The following is a 16,244-nucleotide window of genomic DNA, read 5'->3' as shown; positions in this document are numbered from 1 at the left end:
CCGCCGCGACGACGCCGAAAACAATGCGACGATCTACACACCCGCCTAACCTAGCGCATATGACCCTAACCCTCTCCCCGTAAACGGGGCGAGGGGACGTGTCCCGCGAAAGGTTAGTGGGGACAGAGAGGGTGCGGCATATCCCCTTCGCCCCGTTTACGGGGAGAAGGTGCCGGCAGGCGGATGAGGGGCAAACGTCGGCGATCTCCCTGATCGCTCAACCTCACGGATCAAGGCTGACCACTTTTCCCGGGTTCATGATATCGGCAGGGTCGAAGGCGCGCTTGATGCGGCGCATCAGCTCGATTTCGATCGCCGGGCGGATCGCCGCCAGTTCGTCGCGCTTCAACTGGCCGATGCCGTGCTCGGCCGAGATCGAGCCGCCATGGGCAAGCACCAGTCCATGGACGATATGGTTCATCTCATGCCAGCGGGCAATGAAGGCGTCCTTGTCGGCGCCGAGCGGCTGGGAAATATTGTAATGGATATTGCCGTCGCCCATATGGCCGAAGGCGCAGATGCGGGCGCCGGGCATCGCCGCCATCACCGCTTCTTCGGCCTCGGCCATGAAATGCGGGATCTTCGACACGGGCACGGAAACATCGTGCTTGATCGAGCCGCCTTCCGGCTTCTGGGCATCCGACATGCTCTCGCGCATGTGCCAGAGGGCTTTCTGCTGCGCTACCGATGAGGCGATTGCGGCATCCAGCACCAGCCCGGCCTCGAAACCCTGTTCCAGCACGCCACTCATCATCCGTTCCGCCGTCTCGGCCGAATCCGATGTCGAAATGTCGATCAGCACGTACCAGGGATACGCCGTTTCCAGCGGATCGCGCACGCCGTCGATATGGCGGGCGGTGATCTCGACACCGAAACGCGGCATCAGCTCGAAACCGGTGAGCGAGGCGCCGCAGAGGCTGGAGGCCAGGTTGAAGAGGGCAAGGGCGTCCGCCACCGAATTCAGGCCGGCGAAGGCGACCTGATGGCCGAGCGGCTGGGGAAAGAGCTTCAGCACCGCGCCGGTGATGATGCCGAGCGTGCCTTCGGCGCCGATGAAGAGGTCGCGCAGGTCGTAGCCGGTATTGTCCTTCTTCAGGCGGCGTAAGCCATCCCAGATCTCGCCGGTCGGCAGCACCACTTCAAGGCCGAGGCAGAGCTGACGTATATTGCCATAGGCAAGCACCGCCGTGCCGCCGGCATTGGTGGAAAGGTTGCCGCCGATGCGGCAGGAGCCCTCGGCGCCGAGAGACAGCGGAAACAGCCGCCCATGCGCCTCGGCCGCCTTCTGCACGTCGGCCAGTATGGCGCCGCCATCGGCCACCAGCACGTTTGCCACCGGATCGACATCGCGGATCCTGTTCATGCGTTCGAGCGACAGGATGATATCGGACTTGCCCTGGCGCGGCGTCTGGCCGCCGACGAGGCCGGTATTGCCGGTCTGCGGCACGATCGCCGTTCCGGTCTCCGTTGCAAGCCTCATGATATCAGAGACTTCTTCGACCGAACCGGGTTTCAAGAGGAGAGGGGAGGAGCCGTGATAGAGCCCGCGATTTTCGATCAGATGCGGTGCAAGATCGGCCTCGCTACGCAGCGCGTATTTTTCGCCGACGATGGCCGCGAAGCGATCGAGGAGTTCGGTGGAAATGCTGGAATTGCTCATCGGGCTCGATTCTCCATCGTGATGCACGGTTTTTCAGTCGCGGGGTGCGGCTGCCCGCTGCAGGCGATCGTTGATTGCCTCGCCCAGCCCGTCCTCGGGAATCGGCGAAAAGGCGATGCTCTGGGCGCCGCTGGCATCGGCCCGCTTCATATAGTCGAAAAGATTGGCGGCGGCCTCTGCAAGGTCGCCGCGCGGGCTGAGATCAAGGACGATCCGTGCACTGTCCGCGCCCGAGACCGCAACGCTGCCGAAGGCGATCAGCGCTTCTCCGGGTTCGACTGCCGTCGCATTGAGGCGCACGGAAGCACCCGGCGCGTAATGCGAGGCGAGCATGCCCGGCGCCTCGATGGCCGCCGATGCCGTTTTCGCCCGCAGCAGCGGTTGGCCTGCGATGCGCTCGATCTCGCGCGCCGCCAGTCCACCCGGCCGCAGCAGCCTGAGTTGGCCGACCTCTGTCTTGACGATCGTCGATTCGACGCCGACAGCACTCGGGCCTGCGTCGAGGATCAACGGGATTTTCGCTCCGAGATCGGCTTCGACATGGGCGGCACTCGTGGCGCTGACCCCGCCCGAGGTATTGGCGCTGGGGGCCGCGAGCGGCCGTCCGAAGGCGCCGATCAACGCGCCTGCGAAACCCTTCGGCACGCGGATGCCGACGCTGTCGAGCCCGGCGGTCGCCAGCGAATGGATCGAGCTCTGAGGCTTCAGCGGCAGCACGAGGGTCAGCGGGCCGGGCCAAAAGGCTCTGGCGAGCGCCCGCGAGACCGGGTCGAACTCGGCATGTTCCTCGGCCATCGCGAGGTCGGCCATATGGCAGATCAGCGGGTTGAAGCGCGGCCGTCCCTTTGTCTCGTAGATGCGGGCGATGGCTAAGGGATTGGTGGCGTCGGCGGCAAGGCCGTAGACGGTCTCCGTCGGGATGGCGATGGCAAAGCCGTCGGCAAGAGCGGCTGAGGCCGCCTCGAGCGCTGCCTGCCTGTCTGCCGTGATATCGATCGTGCGTGCCATGTCCTGCCCGTGTTCGTCCCGGCAGTCATTAGGCTTTCCGCCGCCTGCGATCAATCGCTTTAGAGCTGCCGGATGATTTCGCGCAGCTGTTCGTTGCGGGCGCCGAGCAGCAGGATGTTGCGGATCGCCGCCTGCGGGTCGTGGGTGCGGAAAAGCAGGCCGTTGCCGCGCACCGACCGGTCGATGGTCATCTTTTCCGCGGAGTCCTCGCCGGGTTTGATGGCGACGGCGAAATACATGCGGGAATAACCGACGTCGATGCGCTCAAAGAAGTTGTCGTTGTCGCCGATGTCGGAGTAAAAATTGGCGATGTAGAAGGCCCAGCTCACCTCCTCGTAGCGGGCGAACTTCGTCCGTGCGGCGGTGACGTGGCAATAGCCGAGATGCGGGCTATCCTGCAGCGTCCGGTGGAAGATCATCTTCGGAAACTGGATCGAATGGTGAAAGCCGTTGATGTTCTGATGCGTTTTTTCGCCGGCCACCTGCAGCTTGCGGCCGGTCTTTGCGGCGACCTCGTCATGGGTGAAATATCGCTTTTCCTCTGCCAGCCAATGCCGCCGCTCGCGTGGGATGCGGCCGGTGCGCAGGAATTCGGAATGGGCGGCAATCAGCTGCGGCTCTTGCGGTCTGCTCGCATCTTTCGCGTCGAAATAACGGAGTTTAGCCATGGTTCGCGTTCTTCGGTCGGTCGGTGATCACCAGGAGGATAGGACCGCATGCTTAAGGCGATGTTAAAAAATAGTCTCGCAGCCGGCCGGCGGAAGGGCAAATGCCGGCAGATGTCGCAAACGCGATGGCGGTCGATCTCGGCAGCAGACCTCTTTGCGGAGCGGGTCTTTACGCCATGTCGCAATTGACCATAATTGCGCGGAGAGTCGGGCGATGTCATCGACTGGGATCGGCAGCTTGCGGCTTGCCGCATCCTGTCGTCAATTTCGAAGCCGATGTCGCATTACAACCAAGCGGCAGCCATGCTCGGTGTTTAAATGACGCCATGAACAATTCTCCCGAAGGAGAAGGAAGCGGGCGCGCTTCCGCCGACCTTCTTGCCGGAAGGGCGGCAGCCGGGTGCACGAGGACATGAAGATGGATATTCGCAGCAACGTTTTGCGTCAGCTCAAGGGCCGCCGTGAGGGCTTCAGCCTCGAACAGCCGTTCTATATCGACGAGGATTATTTCCAGCTCGACATGGAGATGATCTATTATCGCGACTGGCTGTTCATCGGCCATGATTGCGAGCTGCCGAAGCCTGGCGCCTATTTCACCGTCCAGATCGGCAGCTATCCTGTCGTCATCGTCCGTGGCCGCGACAATGTCATCCGCGCCTTCCACAACAGCTGTCGCCATCGCGGCTCGCGCGTCTGCACCAAGGAGCACGGCTCCTCCGTGCGTCTCGTCTGCCCCTATCATCAGTGGACCTACGATCTCGAAGGCAAGCTCGCCTTCGCCCGCCACATGGGCGATGATTTCGACAAGACAGGCTTCAACCTGAAGCCCGTCCATTGCGAAATCGTCGCAGGCTATGTCTTCATCTGCCTTGCCAACACTGCCCCCGATTTCCAGCCGGTGCGCGACAAGATCGAACCCTATGTCGCGCCGCACCGGATCAGCGAGAGCAAGGTCGCCTTCCAGAGCACGATCATCGAGAAGGGCAACTGGAAGCTTGTCTGGGAAAACAACCGCGAGTGCTATCACTGCGCCGCCAACCACCCCGAGCTCTGCCGCACCTATCCCGAAGCCCCGAGTGTCACCGGCACGGATGGCGGCGCCGACGATCCGGAGATCGCCGGCCATTGGGCGCGCTGTGAGGCCGCCGGCCTGCCGAGCAAGTTCCAGATTTCGCCGGACGGTCAGTTCCGCACCGCCCGCATGCCGTTGATCGAGGATGCCGAAAGCTACACCATGTCGGGCAAGAGTGCAGTCAAGCGCCCGCTCTCCGACGATATCTCGATCAGCCATATCGGCACCATGCTGCTCTTCCATTACCCGACGACGTGGAACCACCTGCTCGGCGACCACGCCATCTCCTTCCGCGTGCTGCCGCTCAGCGCCAACGAGACGGCGGTGACGACCAAGTGGATCGTCCACAAGGACGCCGTCGAAGGCGTGGATTACAATCTGGAGGAGCTGACCCACGTCTGGACCGAGACCAACGATCAGGATCGCCGCATCGTCGAGGAAAACGCCTTCGGCATTCACTCGCCCGCCTATGAGCCGGGCCCCTATTCTTCCCTGCATGAAGGCGGCGTCATGCAGTTCCTCGAATGGTATTCGAACTTCATGGTGAACCGTCTGCAGGGTGACCAGGCGAAAATTTCCGCCGTGGCCTAATGCATGTAGCCCGGAACTGTTACGGTTCCGGGATAACGGCATGCATGAACAAAGGACTGAAGTGCGTTCCGGGCGACATCATCGGCCTCCCGGTTAATGCCCGGTTCAGATCGATTTCTGTACACATACGAAAGCAGCTGGCCCCGGCCGCTTTCGGAACCATTCCGGCACGAAAGCGTTGCTGAGCAGGCGGTTATCGCTGTTGAATGGGAGAGAAGAATGTTCGGTTTGAGTAACAAGATCGCGACCGCAATTCTGGCGGCCGCCGTGGTGCTGACGGGCTTTGCGCCGTCGCAGGCAATCCAGATGCCCACCGCCCCGCAGGTGGAAAAATCCTCCGCCGTCGAGAACGTGCAGTACCGCCGCTATTATCGCCCCGGTTACCGGCCTGGCTATCGTCCCGGCGCCTACTACCGGCCCGGCTATTACGGTGGCTATCGCGGATATTCCTATTACCGCCCGGGATACCGCCGCTATAACGGCTACTGGTATCCGCTCGCCGCCTTCGGCGCCGGCGCGGTCATCGGCGGCGCGATTGCCGCACAGCCGCGTTACGTCGCACCTGCGCCCCGCATGGGTTCGAGCCACGTCGCCTGGTGCGCCAACCGTTACCGGTCCTACCGCGCCTACGACAACACGTTCCAGCCCTATAACGGCCCGCGCCAGCAGTGCTATTCGCCATATTGATCGAAAACATCTGCCCCTCACCCTAACCCTCTCCCCGTAAAAACGGGGAGAGGGGACGTGCCATGCGAGAGTTTCGCGGGAGACGGAGAGGTGGCGGCACATCCCCTTCTCCCCGCAGGCGGGGAGAAGGTGGCGGCAGCCGGATGAGGGGCTGCGCGCCCTCAGAATGCCCGGCCTTTCACCCTCAAAGAATATTCACCCGCCTCAGCAACCACCAGGCAAGGGCAACGGAGGCGAGGATGAGGACGACGGCGTATTCCGTGCCGTAATCGCCGACGGCGAAGGGCAGGTTTGCCGTGTTCATGCCGAAGAAACCGGTCACCAGGGTCGGCGGCAGCAGGAAGGCCGTCATGATCGACAGCAGATAGAGGTGACGGTTGGTTTCGGAGGACTGTTTCGAATCGATTTCTTCGTGCAGCAGGCGTGCCCGGTCCTGCAGCGCATAGATATCGTGGTCGACTGTTTCCAGCCGGCCGGTAAGCCGCCGCGCCACATCGTCGAAGCCGAAGGGCATCTCGTCGTCGTCGGCCGCCGCCGCCCGGCGCATCAGCGCCAGCACCGTGCGCAGGTGCCGATGCAGCCGGACCACGGTGCGCCGCACCGGCGCCAGGCGCCGCCGTTCATCGCGCTGCGCACTGTCGTAAACAATATCCTCGATCTGGTTCAGTTCTTCGGTGAGCTCGATGACGATTGCAATCAGCGTGCGCTGGAATTCGGTCACCAGCAGTTCGAACAGATCGACCGGCCGCGAGAATTTGCCCGGATTCTTCTCGATCAGCGCGCGTGCCCGTTCGACGCTGCGCAGCGGCTGCAGCCTTGTGGTGATGAGGAAGCGGTCGGACATGGCGAAATGCAGCCAGCCGAGATTGTTTGTATCCTCGGCGAACTCGCGCTGGCAATCGACGAGCGTGCCATAAAGCATCTGCTCGTCGACGGTGATGGCCGCATGCGTATCCCGCGTCGTCAGCGCCGATTTCGCATCCTCCGTCAGCCCCTCCAGCGTATCGAGCAAGGCCGGCACGCGGGCGTCGACAAGGTTGAGGTGCAACCAGTAGAAACAGTTATCGGCGGTCAGTTCCGCCACCGTCGCACTGTTGTTCAGCCGCACCGCGGTCTTTTCATCCGGCGAGAAGCGATAGCCCCAGACGAAACCTGGTATGTTGACGGGCAATGTGTCCATTATTCGCCGATCCTTTGCGAAGGCGATGTCTTCCCTTAAAGTATGTCGCGCAAAAGTGTGCAGCGGTTTTGCGCTGACGACATGCGCAAAAACAAAGATCTAAAGCGCGACGAGCGAATCTGAAAGATCGCGACGCGCTTTAGAGTTTGTCCATGACGTCCATTTGGCCGACGGTGCAAGAGCAAAGCGACACCTCCAGCCAAACTATCGCATGACCACTGAAGAAATCGAAATTGACGTTTACGTAAAAATCAATTAGCCCTTGCCCCGGAGGGGCTTTGCCGCGCGCGAGGCCGGTCTGCGGAGGAAAAACCATGTACAAGGCGCCCGTCGAGGAAATCGCATTCACGCTGAAGCATGTAGCGGGCATGGGCGAGGCGATTTCAAAAGGGCTTCTCGGCGATCTCGGCGAGGATCTCGTCGACGCCATCCTCGCCGAGGCGGGGCGTTTTGCCACAGAGGAAGTGGCCCCGCTTGCCGAAATCGGCGACCGCCAAGGCGCCCGCCTGATCGATGGCGAGGTCAGGCTGCCGGATGGCTGGCGTGAACTCTACCGCCATTGGATCGCCGGCGGCTGGAACGGCTTGACGGCGCCCGAGGCTTTCGGCGGCCAGGCCTTGCCGCATATGCTGAATGTCGCAGCGCTCGAAATGTGGAATTCCGGTTCCATGGCCTTCGCACTCGCCCCGACCCTGACGATGGGCGCCATCGAGGCGGTCAGCGTCCATGGCAGTGCTGCGCTGAAAGACACATATCTGGAGAGGATGGTCTCCGGCGAATGGACCGGCACCATGAACCTGACCGAGCCGCATGCCGGCTCCGATCTCGGCGTGCTGAAAGCCCGCGCCGAGCGCCGCGACGACGGCAGCTACCGCCTTTTCGGCCAGAAGATCTTCATCACCTGGGGTGAGCATGACGCGGCCGACAATATCATCCACCTGGTGCTGGCCCGTCTGCCGGAAGCGCCGGCCGGCACACGCGGCATCTCGCTCTTCCTGGTGCCGAAGTTCCTGGTGAACGACGACGGTTCGCTTGGGCCCCGCAACGATCTGTTCTGCCATTCGCTGGAGCACAAGCTCGGCATCCATGGCTCGCCGACCTGCACGATGATCTACGGCGACGGAAAATTCGGCGGTGAAAAGGGCGCCGTGGGATGGCTGGTCGGCGAGGAAAACAAGGGACTGGCCTGCATGTTCACGATGATGAACAATGCCCGCCTCGCCGTCGGCATGCAGGGCGTGGCGATCGCCGAGGCCGCCACCCAGAAGGCGCTCGCCTATGCCAGGGAACGCACGCAGGGCAGGGCGCCGGGCTCGAGCGGCGCCGGCATGAGCCCGATCGTCGAACATCCCGATGTCGCCCGCATGCTCCTCACCATGAAGGCGCTGACGCAAGGGGCGCGCGCCATCTCCTATGCCTGCGCCCATGCGATCGACATGTCCCATCGGGCCGGCGATATCAGTCGCCACTGGCAGGAGCGCGCTGCCCTTTTGACGCCGATCGCCAAATCCTTTTCGACCGATGCCGGCGTCGACGTCGCCTCGCTCGGCATCCAGGTGCATGGCGGCATGGGTTTTATCGAGGAGACGGGTGCGGCGCGCTATCTCCGCGATGCCCGTATTGCCCCGATCTACGAGGGCACCAATGGTATCCAGGCGATCGACCTCGTCACCCGCAAGCTGCCGCTCTCCGGCGGTGATCAGGTCAGGGGCTTCATCGCCGAGCTTAAGCAGATCGCCGATGGCGTCCGCCGCTCCAATCTCAATGGTTTCGGCGAGACCGCTGTGCGGCTCGACACTGCGATCGTCGATCTCGAACAGGCGACCGCCTGGCTGATCAAAACACTTGCCGATGACAAGGCCGCCGAGGCGCTCTCCGGTGCCACCCCCTATCAGCGCCTGTTCGGTCTGGTGCTCACCGGCTGTTATCTTGCCAAGGGCGGTCTCGCCGAAAGTGCCGATGGTGCAGATGAAAGCCGCATCGCGCTCTGCCGCTTCGCCGCCGAAAACCTGCTTGCCGAGACCGCAGCCCTTCGCGACCGGGTCGTCAATGGGGCGGCAAGCCTTGCCGCCGCCCGCATCCTGCTTGCCTGAGGAGACCTTATGACCGATCACATCATCGTCGAGCAGCCTTCCGCCCATCCCGGCGTCCAGTTGATCCGCTTCAACCGGCCGGAGAAGAAAAACGCCATCACCCGCGCCATGTACCAAACCATGGCCGATGCGCTGAATGCAGCCAACACGAATCCCGGCATCCGCGCCACCGCTTTGCTCGGCACCGAAGGCTGCTTTTCGGCCGGCAACGACATGAACGATTTTCTCGCTGCTGCAATCGGCGGCGGCGGCCTCGGCCAGGAGATCCTCGATTTCCTCTATTCGCTGGTGAACGCCGAGAAACCCGTCGTCTCCGGCGTCGACGGTCTGGCGATCGGCATCGGCACGACGATCCATCTCCATTGCGACCTGACCATAGCCTCCAGCCGCAGCCAGTTTCGCACTCCTTTCGTCGATCTGGCGCTGGTGCCGGAGGCGGCTTCCAGCCTCGTAGCGCCGCGCCTGATGGGTCATCAGCGCGCCTTCGCCATGCTTGCAGCCGGCGAAGCATTCTCGGCCGAGGAAGCCAAGGAAGCCGGCCTGGTCTGGAAGGTCGTCGAGCCAGGCGAGGTCGATTCACTGACGCTTGGCCTCGCCGCAAAGCTCGCCGCCAAGCCGCCGGAGGCGCTGCGCATCGCCCGCGATCTCATTCGCGGCGATCGTGGCGAGATCATCGCCCGCATCGACGAGGAGGCCCGCTATTTTTCCGCGCGGCTGAAAAGCGCCGAGGCCCGGGCGGCCTTCGAGGCCTTCATGCGCCGCTGAGCGCCGCCTGGCATCGCTTCGCGGCGATCGACACCAACACCCGGAGCAAACGGATAGCGATTAGACCGCCGGCACGTCGAATACCTCGCCGGCCCTGAGCGGCCGGAACCGTTCCGGGGGAATATCATGCTCGCGCATTGCGTCTTGCAACGCTCTCGCCGGCGCATCGACCGCTTCGTTTGTCAGTTGGAACGTGGCGAAGTGATGCCCGGCCACATAGGCCGCATTTGCCAACGTCATCCCGATCACTGCCTCCTGCGGATTCTGGTGCTGCCCTTTCATGAACCAGCGCGGCTCGTAGGCGCCGAAGGGTAAAATGGCCAGACGGAAGCCGCCATGCTTCTGCTGTGCCGCTTTGTAATTGATGCCGTGGTGAAAACCCGTATCTCCGACGTGATAAATTTTTCCGGCGGGAGTCGACAAAACGAACGACGCCCAGAGTGCCATCCGGCGATCGGCGGTTCCGCGGGCCGACCAATGATGTGCAGGCTCGGCATCGATGCTTATTCCGGCGTGCGAAATGCGCTCGCCCCAGTCCATAGATGTCGTCTCTATATCGGGCACGGCACGCCGTATGATCGTGTCATTGCCAAGTGGCGTCACGACACGCGGCCGATGCTTCGCACCCAACCGCCTGAGTGTTGCGATATCGAGATGATCATAATGATTGTGCGATACCAGCACGAGATCAATCGGCGGCAAATCATCGAACGCGATGCCCGGTGGGACGACGCGCCTGGGTCCGGCAAAAGCGAAGGGACTCGCGCGCTCCGACCATACCGGGTCGGTGAGGATATTGAGCCCGGCGACCTGCACGAGCATTGTTGCATGGCCAACCATGGTCACCCTTAGATCCTCGCCGTCGACGTGTGGATCGGGCTTGGCCATCGCGTAAGGACTTGGGACCGACCTCGGCCAACGCTCTCGGCCACCGCCGAATTGCCAGCGCATCAGGTCGCGGAAACCAAGGGGCTCAATACCTTCGGGATTGAAGAAATGTGTGCCGTCGAAGTGATCGGACACTGGGCCGTTATAGTAGGGGTTGCGTCTTTTGGTCTTTCCGACAGGCACGCCTATTTCTCCAGCGTCGCCACCACCTCGACATGCGAGGTCCAGAGGAACTGGTCGATCGGCGTTACCCCGGTGATGCGGTAGCCGCCCTCGACAAGGATCGCGAGATCCCGCGCTAGCGTCAGCGGATTGCAGCTGACGGCCACGATCTTCTTCACGCCTGAGCGGGCAAGCTCCTGGCACTGGAACTCGGCACCGGCGCGCGGCGGATCGAAGACGACGGCGTCATAGGGCTTGAACTCCTGCGTCATCAGGGGACGGCGAAAGAGATCGCGCTTTTCGATGGTGACCGGCTTCAGCCCTTGCGTGTTGCGGGCGGCATGATCGAGGGCTGCGAGCACCTTTGCCTCGGCTTCGACGGCGTGCACGCGGCCGATCCGCGCCAGCCGCAGCGAAAACGTGCCGGCGCCGGCAAAGAGATCGGCGATCCGCTTCGACTTGCCGACATGGGCGGTGACCAGTTCGGCCATCGCCTCTTCCGCGGGCTTGGTTGCCTGGGTGAAGCCGCCCGGCGGCGGTGAAACCTGGACCCCGCCGAATTCGACCATCGGCTTCGACGGCTCGACGAGGATTTCGCCGTTCAGCGAAACACGGGCGATGCCGCGCAGGCTGAGCGCGGTCTCGATTGCCTTGCGCCGCTGCGGGTCGGAGAGTTTCTTCACCTCGTCGACTGATATGTCGAGCCCGGAAAGCGTTTCGAGCACCGAAACGCGGAAGGGTTCGGCGCTGGTCGCCAGCGATGCCGCAATCGCCCTGATCGCCGGCAGCCGGGCAATGATCCCTGCCGACGAGATCGGACATTCCTCGATGGCGACGATATGGTGGCTTTCGGCCTGGTTGAAGCCGATTAGCATGTCCTTCTCGGTCTTGCGCGCCGCAAACACGACACGCCGCCGTTCACCCGGCCCGGCCGGAACGATCTCGCCGACGTTAGGCGTCAGCCCCTTCGATTTCAGCGCATCGATGACCAACTGTCGCTTGAAGGCGCGGTAGGGCGCATCTGCCATATGCTGCAGCGTGCAACCGCCGCAGGTGCCGTTGACGCCATCCGGGCCGAAATGCCGGCAGGGCGGCTCCTGCCGGTCGGGCGAGGGCGTCGTGATCGACATGATCGTGCCCTGGCTCTTGACGCGGGCAATCGCCACCGTTTCCCCAGGCAGGGAAAAGGGTACATAAACAGGTCCGCCGGCGCTGCTGGCGATGCCGTCGCCCTGGGCGCCGAGCTTCTCGATCGTGACGCTTTCGGTGCTCACGGTTTCAATCCTGCCAGAAGAAATTCCTGATTGCCATCGCCGCCGGAAATCGGGGAGGGGATGAGGCCGAGACTTTTCCAGCCCATGTCCTCGACGAACCAGCGCTCCAGTTCTGCAGCAACGGCGGGAGCAGACGAGGGGTCCTTCAGCATCCCGCCCTTGCCGATCGCCTCGCGGCCGGCCTCGAACTGCGGCTTGACCAGCAGCACGGCGACAGCGCCGGGTTCGGCGATCTCAAGGGCCGGCGCGAGCGCCAGTCTCAGCGTGATGAAGGAGACGTCGGAAACGATGAAGGTCGCGGGATGCTCGATATCCTCTGCCGTCAGGTTGCGGGCGTTGAGGCCCTCTCTGTTGGTCACGCGCGGATCGCCTGATATGCGCGGATGCATCTGCCCATGGCCGACATCGACCGCGGTGACATGCGCGGCGCCGCGCTGCAGCAGCACCTCGGTGAAGCCGCCGGTGGAAGCGCCGACATCGAGACAGTGATGGCCGGCAGGATCGAGCCGGAAATTGTCGAGTGCGGCGGCAAGCTTCAGTGCGGCGCGCGAGACGTAGTCCTGCGCCGGATCGTCGATCTCGATCGACGCGTCTGCGCCAAACAGCGCGCCGGCCTTCGTGACCACCTGGCCGCCGATCCTGACGGTGCCGCGCTGCACGGCGTCGCGGGCGCGTGAACGACTGGCAAAGAGGCCGAGAGAGACGAGAAGTTGGTCGAGGCGTTGGGTGTTTTGATCTGACATCGGCTGTGCATGACCGGCAAAGCTGCCGGTTGCAAGCATTTTGTTCCCAAGACCGTCATTGACCCTCGAAAGCTTTCGGCGATAATCCTGCCGCGGCGATCGCGGGGCGGGCCGCATGGGGGTGCTCTATGCTGAAGCTCTTCACTCTTCTTATCGCCGCGGGGATCGCATCGCCCGCGCTGGCGAATGATACTCTGGCCGAGATCAAGACCGGCGGGCTGATCTTTGCCCAATCCGACGATGTCAGCATGGCGGAAGAGGATCTCTTCATCTCCGCTTCGGAAGTGCGTGTCGACTATGTCTTCGAAAACAGCTCCGACAAGGACGTCGAGAGCCTGGTCGCCTTCCCGATGCCCGACATCACTGGCCAGGTCGACAACAATTCCGCCATCTCCGATTATGACAGCGACAATTTCCTGCATTTCTCCACCGTGCAGGATGGCAGTCCAATCACCGCCAAGCTGCAGCAGCGTGTCGTCTCGCTCGGCATCGACGTGACCGAGGAGCTCGCCAAGCAGGGCATTCCCGTCCTGCCCTACAGCCAGAAGACCACCGAGGCGCTGGCCAAACTTCCCGAAACCGTCCGCAAGGACTGGATCGCCCGCGGTATCGTCTATCCCATGGGCGCAGGCGATGCTGCCGGGGTCGACCTCGTGCCGCTCTGGACGCTGCGCTCGACCTATTGGTGGCGCACCACCTTTCCGGCAAAAAAGAAAGTCAGCGTCCAGCATCGCTACAAGCCGGCAGTCGGCGGCACCGTCGCCATCAGTTTTCTCGAAGGCGGTGAGCCGAAGGGTGAGCGTTTCGAGGAATATTCCCGCAAATACTGCCTCGACGGAGACTTCGTCAGGGTTGCTCAGCAGCGTGCGCGGGAAGCCGAGACCGGCGGCGCCAACTACACCGAAAGCTGGATCTCCTATGTGCTGTCGACCGGCGCCAACTGGGCGGGGCCGATCAAGCGCTTCCAGCTGACGATCGACAAGGGCAAGCCCAGCAGCCTTATCAGCTTCTGCGGCAGCAATGTTCAGAAGATCGGCCCGACGACCTTCCGAATGACGGCCGAGGATTTCGATCCCTCAAAGGATTTAGACATCCTGATCCTCAATCCTCCGGAAACGGCACAATAATCCGCAGGTTCGGCTGCTGCTGCGCTGCACCAATTTAAACAAATTTAAAGCCTCCCCGGATAGGGTCGGCTTGATTGCAGCGGTTCATCCGAGCCGCTCGGCGCCATGACGGCGCAAGTTTTTCCACGCCGATCATGTTCAGCTTCAAACATCCCGGCGGTTGCGTCTCGCGCGACCTGCCTCTCGCCGCGTCGACTGTCGTCAGGAGAAACCACCGATGTCCGCCAAAAACATTTCCTTGAACGGTAAGCTTGCGGCCACGTTCGCAGCCCTCATTCTCATTTTCGTCGCCGTTTCCGCTTTTGTCTATTCCAAGGCGACGGCCTCCGCGGCAGCGTCTGCCGAGCAGGAAAAATCCGAACTGCTCGTCAACCAGATCGACGATGCGCTGCAGGCAATGCTCGAACAGGCCGTCAACCTGCGCGGCTTCATCCTCTTCCGCAGCGACAGCACCTATGGCGATGTCTTCGCGAACCGCGAGCGCATGCTGAAGGCGATTGCCGCCGCCAAGCAGACAGCGGCCGGCGAGCCGCAGCTGGTCGAGATGATCGACGGCATGCAGAAGGCCGCCGATCTCTATTTCCATGAACTTGCCGAGCCGCAGACCAAGGCGCGCAAGGAAACCGATATGCCGATCGCAGAGGTCGTCAAGATCGGCGTCAACGCCACCAAGGGCCAGCTCGACGGCTTCCGCCAGGCCTCGGCCAAGATCAAGGCCACCGCGCGTGAAAAGTCGAATGCGCTCGCCGCCATCCGGGCCGATGCCAACAGCCATCTGAAGACGACGCTCATTGCCGGCGGCATCGTCGCCTCGCTCGCCGCCGCCATGCTCGCCTGGCTGATGTCACGCACCATCGTCCGTCCGGTCGTCGGGATGACCGCGGCCATGGATCGCCTTGCCGGCGGTCAGAACGACATCGAGGTTCCGGCAACCGAGCGCGGCGACGAAATCGGCCGCATGGCCCAGTCGGTCCTGGTCTTCAAGCAGGCGGCGATCGAGAAGCTGCGCCTTGCCGGCGAGACCGACCGCATGCGCGACGACGCCGAGCGCCAGCGCCGGGCGGCTGATGAGCAGAAGGCGCGCGAGGAAGGCGAGATCCGCTACGCGATCGACGCTTTGGCGGGCGGCCTTGCCGAACTTGCCAATGGCGATATGGCCGGTCGTATCCAGACGCCGTTCGCCTCGCAATATGACAGCCTGCGCAACGACTTCAACCACGCCGTCGAAAAGCTGCAGGCGGCACTGCAATCGGTCGGCCGCAACGCCTCGGCGATCAACGCCGGCGCCGGCGAAATCCGCTCCGCTGCCGACGATCTGGCCCACCGCACCGAGCAGCAGGCTGCCGCCGTCGAACAGACCGCCGCAGCGCTCGAGGAAGTGACGACCACCGTCCGCGACAGCGCCAAGCGCGCCGAGGATGTCGGCAATCTCGTCGAGCGCGCCCGCCTCGGCGCCGAAAAGTCAGGCGAAGTCGTCCGCAAGGCCGTCTCTGCCATGCAGCAGATCGAGAAGTCCTCGGGCGAAATCTCCAACATCATCGGCGTCATCGACGACATCGCCTTCCAGACCAATCTTTTGGCCTTGAACGCGGGTGTCGAAGCCGCCCGCGCCGGCGATGCCGGCAAGGGCTTTGCGGTCGTCGCCCAGGAAGTGCGCGAACTCGCCCAGCGCTCGGCCAAGGCCGCCAAGGAGATCAAGGCGCTGATCACCACCTCGGGCGAACAAGTCGTTGCCGGCGTCGGCCTCGTCGGCGAGACCGGCAAGGCGCTGGAGGTCATCGTCTCCGAGGTGCAGGAGATCAACCACCACGTCAGCGCCATCGTCACCGCCACGCGCGAACAGTCGATCGGCCTGCAGGAGATCAACACCGCCGTCAACAACATGGACCAGGGCACGCAACAGAACGCCGCGATGGTCGAAGAGCAGACCGCAGCAAGCCATGCGCTCGCCCAGGAGGCAAACGCCCTCGAAGAATTGCTGCGTCAGTTCAAGCTCGGCCAGACGGCGCCGGCGCCGCGCGCAAGCGTTGCCGGCACGAGCTCCCGCCCGGTCGCCTCCCCGGCCCACGCCCTGACCCGCACCGTCGCCAGGGCCTTCGGCGGAAGACAGGCGAGTGCTGCGGCCGTGAAGGAAGACTGGACGGAGTTCTGAGAGCAAGCCCTTCTTGGGGACGCTAAATGAAGAGGGCGGTGCAGTGATGCGCCGCCCTTTTTTATTGAGAGGATCTGCATAGGTGGGAGCAAGTGGCTGCCCCTCACCCTAACCCTCTCCCCGTAAACGGGGCGAGGGGACGTGCCCTGCGAGAGGTTGGTGGGGGAACGGAGA

General features: G+C 63.1%; 13 protein-coding genes. 6 read left to right on the top strand and 7 right to left on the bottom strand.

The window, feature by feature from the left end:
- Positions 1–223 precede the first annotated feature (223 nt).
- From V8P77_RS24875 to V8P77_RS24865, 3 genes are read right to left on the bottom strand one after another with little or no spacing between them, the layout of a single operon-like run.
- Entirely contained in the window at positions 224–1,660 is a 1,437-nt protein-coding gene (locus tag V8P77_RS24875) for an FAD-binding oxidoreductase (protein ID WP_335914640.1), read from the bottom strand.
- Between the two features lie 33 nt (positions 1,661–1,693).
- The gene (locus V8P77_RS24870) at positions 1,694–2,668 is read right to left on the bottom strand and encodes an L-threonylcarbamoyladenylate synthase (RefSeq protein ID WP_335914639.1); all 975 of its coding nucleotides are present in this window, start codon (positions 2,666–2,668) and stop codon (positions 1,694–1,696) included.
- Positions 2,669–2,727: 59 nt separating this feature from the next.
- Entirely contained in the window at positions 2,728–3,336 is a 609-nt protein-coding gene (locus V8P77_RS24865; protein WP_163875265.1) for a DUF6656 family protein, read from the bottom strand.
- Between the two features lie 418 nt (positions 3,337–3,754).
- On the opposite strand from V8P77_RS24865, the gene V8P77_RS24860 reads away from it, so the two are divergent.
- Both V8P77_RS24860 and V8P77_RS24855 read left to right on the top strand, forming a co-directional pair.
- On the top strand, positions 3,755–4,999 hold the full coding sequence (locus V8P77_RS24860) for an aromatic ring-hydroxylating oxygenase subunit alpha (protein WP_335914638.1): 1,245 nt from the start codon (positions 3,755–3,757) through the stop codon (positions 4,997–4,999).
- A 219-nt stretch (positions 5,000–5,218) separates the two neighbouring features.
- Entirely contained in the window at positions 5,219–5,686 is a 468-nt protein-coding gene (locus V8P77_RS24855) for a BA14K family protein (protein WP_025393412.1), read from the top strand.
- 184 nt (positions 5,687–5,870) lie between these two features.
- Here the strand turns inward: V8P77_RS24855 and V8P77_RS24850 are convergent, their stop codons facing one another.
- Positions 5,871–6,866, bottom strand: a complete 996-nt coding sequence (locus V8P77_RS24850; RefSeq protein ID WP_335914637.1) for a transporter — start codon at positions 6,864–6,866, stop codon at positions 5,871–5,873.
- Positions 6,867–7,180: 314 nt separating this feature from the next.
- Here V8P77_RS24850 and V8P77_RS24845 point away from each other — a divergent pair, with 314 nt between their 5' ends.
- Positions 7,181–8,959 (top strand): acyl-CoA dehydrogenase family protein, encoded by a 1,779-nt coding sequence (locus tag V8P77_RS24845; RefSeq protein WP_335914636.1) that lies wholly within the window; start codon positions 7,181–7,183, stop codon positions 8,957–8,959.
- Positions 8,960–8,968: 9 nt separating this feature from the next.
- On the top strand, positions 8,969–9,724 hold the full coding sequence (locus tag V8P77_RS24840) for a crotonase/enoyl-CoA hydratase family protein (RefSeq protein ID WP_335914635.1): 756 nt from the start codon (positions 8,969–8,971) through the stop codon (positions 9,722–9,724).
- 60 nt (positions 9,725–9,784) lie between these two features.
- Here V8P77_RS24840 and V8P77_RS24835 read toward each other — a convergent pair whose 3' ends face one another.
- From V8P77_RS24835 to V8P77_RS24825, 3 genes are read right to left on the bottom strand one after another with little or no spacing between them, the layout of a single operon-like run.
- Positions 9,785–10,795, bottom strand: a complete 1,011-nt coding sequence (locus tag V8P77_RS24835; protein ID WP_335914634.1) for an MBL fold metallo-hydrolase — start codon at positions 10,793–10,795, stop codon at positions 9,785–9,787.
- 2 nt (positions 10,796–10,797) lie between these two features.
- Positions 10,798–12,048: a class I SAM-dependent RNA methyltransferase gene (locus V8P77_RS24830; protein ID WP_335914633.1), complete on the bottom strand. Its 1,251-nt coding sequence runs from the start codon at positions 12,046–12,048 to the stop codon at positions 10,798–10,800.
- Positions 12,045–12,830, bottom strand: coding sequence for a TlyA family RNA methyltransferase (locus V8P77_RS24825; protein WP_373694606.1), 786 nt, complete (start codon positions 12,828–12,830; stop codon positions 12,045–12,047). The genes V8P77_RS24830 and V8P77_RS24825 overlap by 4 nt, the downstream gene beginning before the upstream one ends.
- Positions 12,831–12,919: 89 nt before the next feature.
- On the opposite strand from V8P77_RS24825, the gene V8P77_RS24820 reads away from it, so the two are divergent.
- Complete coding sequence (locus V8P77_RS24820) at positions 12,920–13,918, top strand: DUF4424 domain-containing protein (RefSeq protein ID WP_335914631.1); 999 nt, start codon at positions 12,920–12,922, stop codon at positions 13,916–13,918.
- 217 nt (positions 13,919–14,135) lie between these two features.
- The gene (locus V8P77_RS24815) at positions 14,136–16,070 is read left to right on the top strand and encodes a methyl-accepting chemotaxis protein (protein WP_335914630.1); all 1,935 of its coding nucleotides are present in this window, start codon (positions 14,136–14,138) and stop codon (positions 16,068–16,070) included.
- Positions 16,071–16,244: the final 174 nt, after the last annotated feature.

The sequence above is a fragment of the Rhizobium aouanii genome (genome assembly GCF_037002925.1).
Taxonomy (GTDB): Bacteria; Pseudomonadota; Alphaproteobacteria; order Rhizobiales; family Rhizobiaceae; genus Rhizobium; species Rhizobium aouanii.
The sequence above is the reverse complement of the archived record's forward strand: the minus strand, read 5'-3'. Positions and strand labels throughout refer to the sequence as shown.

Bases quoted from the DNA above. Each gene is read 5' to 3' on its own strand.
- V8P77_RS24875 (WP_335914640.1), bottom strand. From the start codon at position 1,660: ATGAGCAATTCCAGCATTTCCACCGAACTCCTCGATCGCTTCGCGGCC.
- V8P77_RS24820 (WP_335914631.1), top strand. From the start codon at position 12,920: ATGCTGAAGCTCTTCACTCTTCTTATCGCCGCGGGGATCGCATCGCCC.
- V8P77_RS24825 (WP_373694606.1), bottom strand. From the start codon at position 12,830: ATGCTTGCAACCGGCAGCTTTGCCGGTCATGCACAGCCGATGTCAGAT.
- V8P77_RS24860 (WP_335914638.1), top strand. From the start codon at position 3,755: ATGGATATTCGCAGCAACGTTTTGCGTCAGCTCAAGGGCCGCCGTGAG.
- V8P77_RS24840 (WP_335914635.1), top strand. From the start codon at position 8,969: ATGACCGATCACATCATCGTCGAGCAGCCTTCCGCCCATCCCGGCGTC.
- V8P77_RS24870 (WP_335914639.1), bottom strand. From the start codon at position 2,668: ATGGCACGCACGATCGATATCACGGCAGACAGGCAGGCAGCGCTCGAG.
- V8P77_RS24850 (WP_335914637.1), bottom strand. From the start codon at position 6,866: ATGGACACATTGCCCGTCAACATACCAGGTTTCGTCTGGGGCTATCGC.
- V8P77_RS24815 (WP_335914630.1), top strand. From the start codon at position 14,136: ATGTCCGCCAAAAACATTTCCTTGAACGGTAAGCTTGCGGCCACGTTC.
- V8P77_RS24845 (WP_335914636.1), top strand. From the start codon at position 7,181: ATGTACAAGGCGCCCGTCGAGGAAATCGCATTCACGCTGAAGCATGTA.
- V8P77_RS24855 (WP_025393412.1), top strand. From the start codon at position 5,219: ATGTTCGGTTTGAGTAACAAGATCGCGACCGCAATTCTGGCGGCCGCC.
- V8P77_RS24865 (WP_163875265.1), bottom strand. From the start codon at position 3,336: ATGGCTAAACTCCGTTATTTCGACGCGAAAGATGCGAGCAGACCGCAA.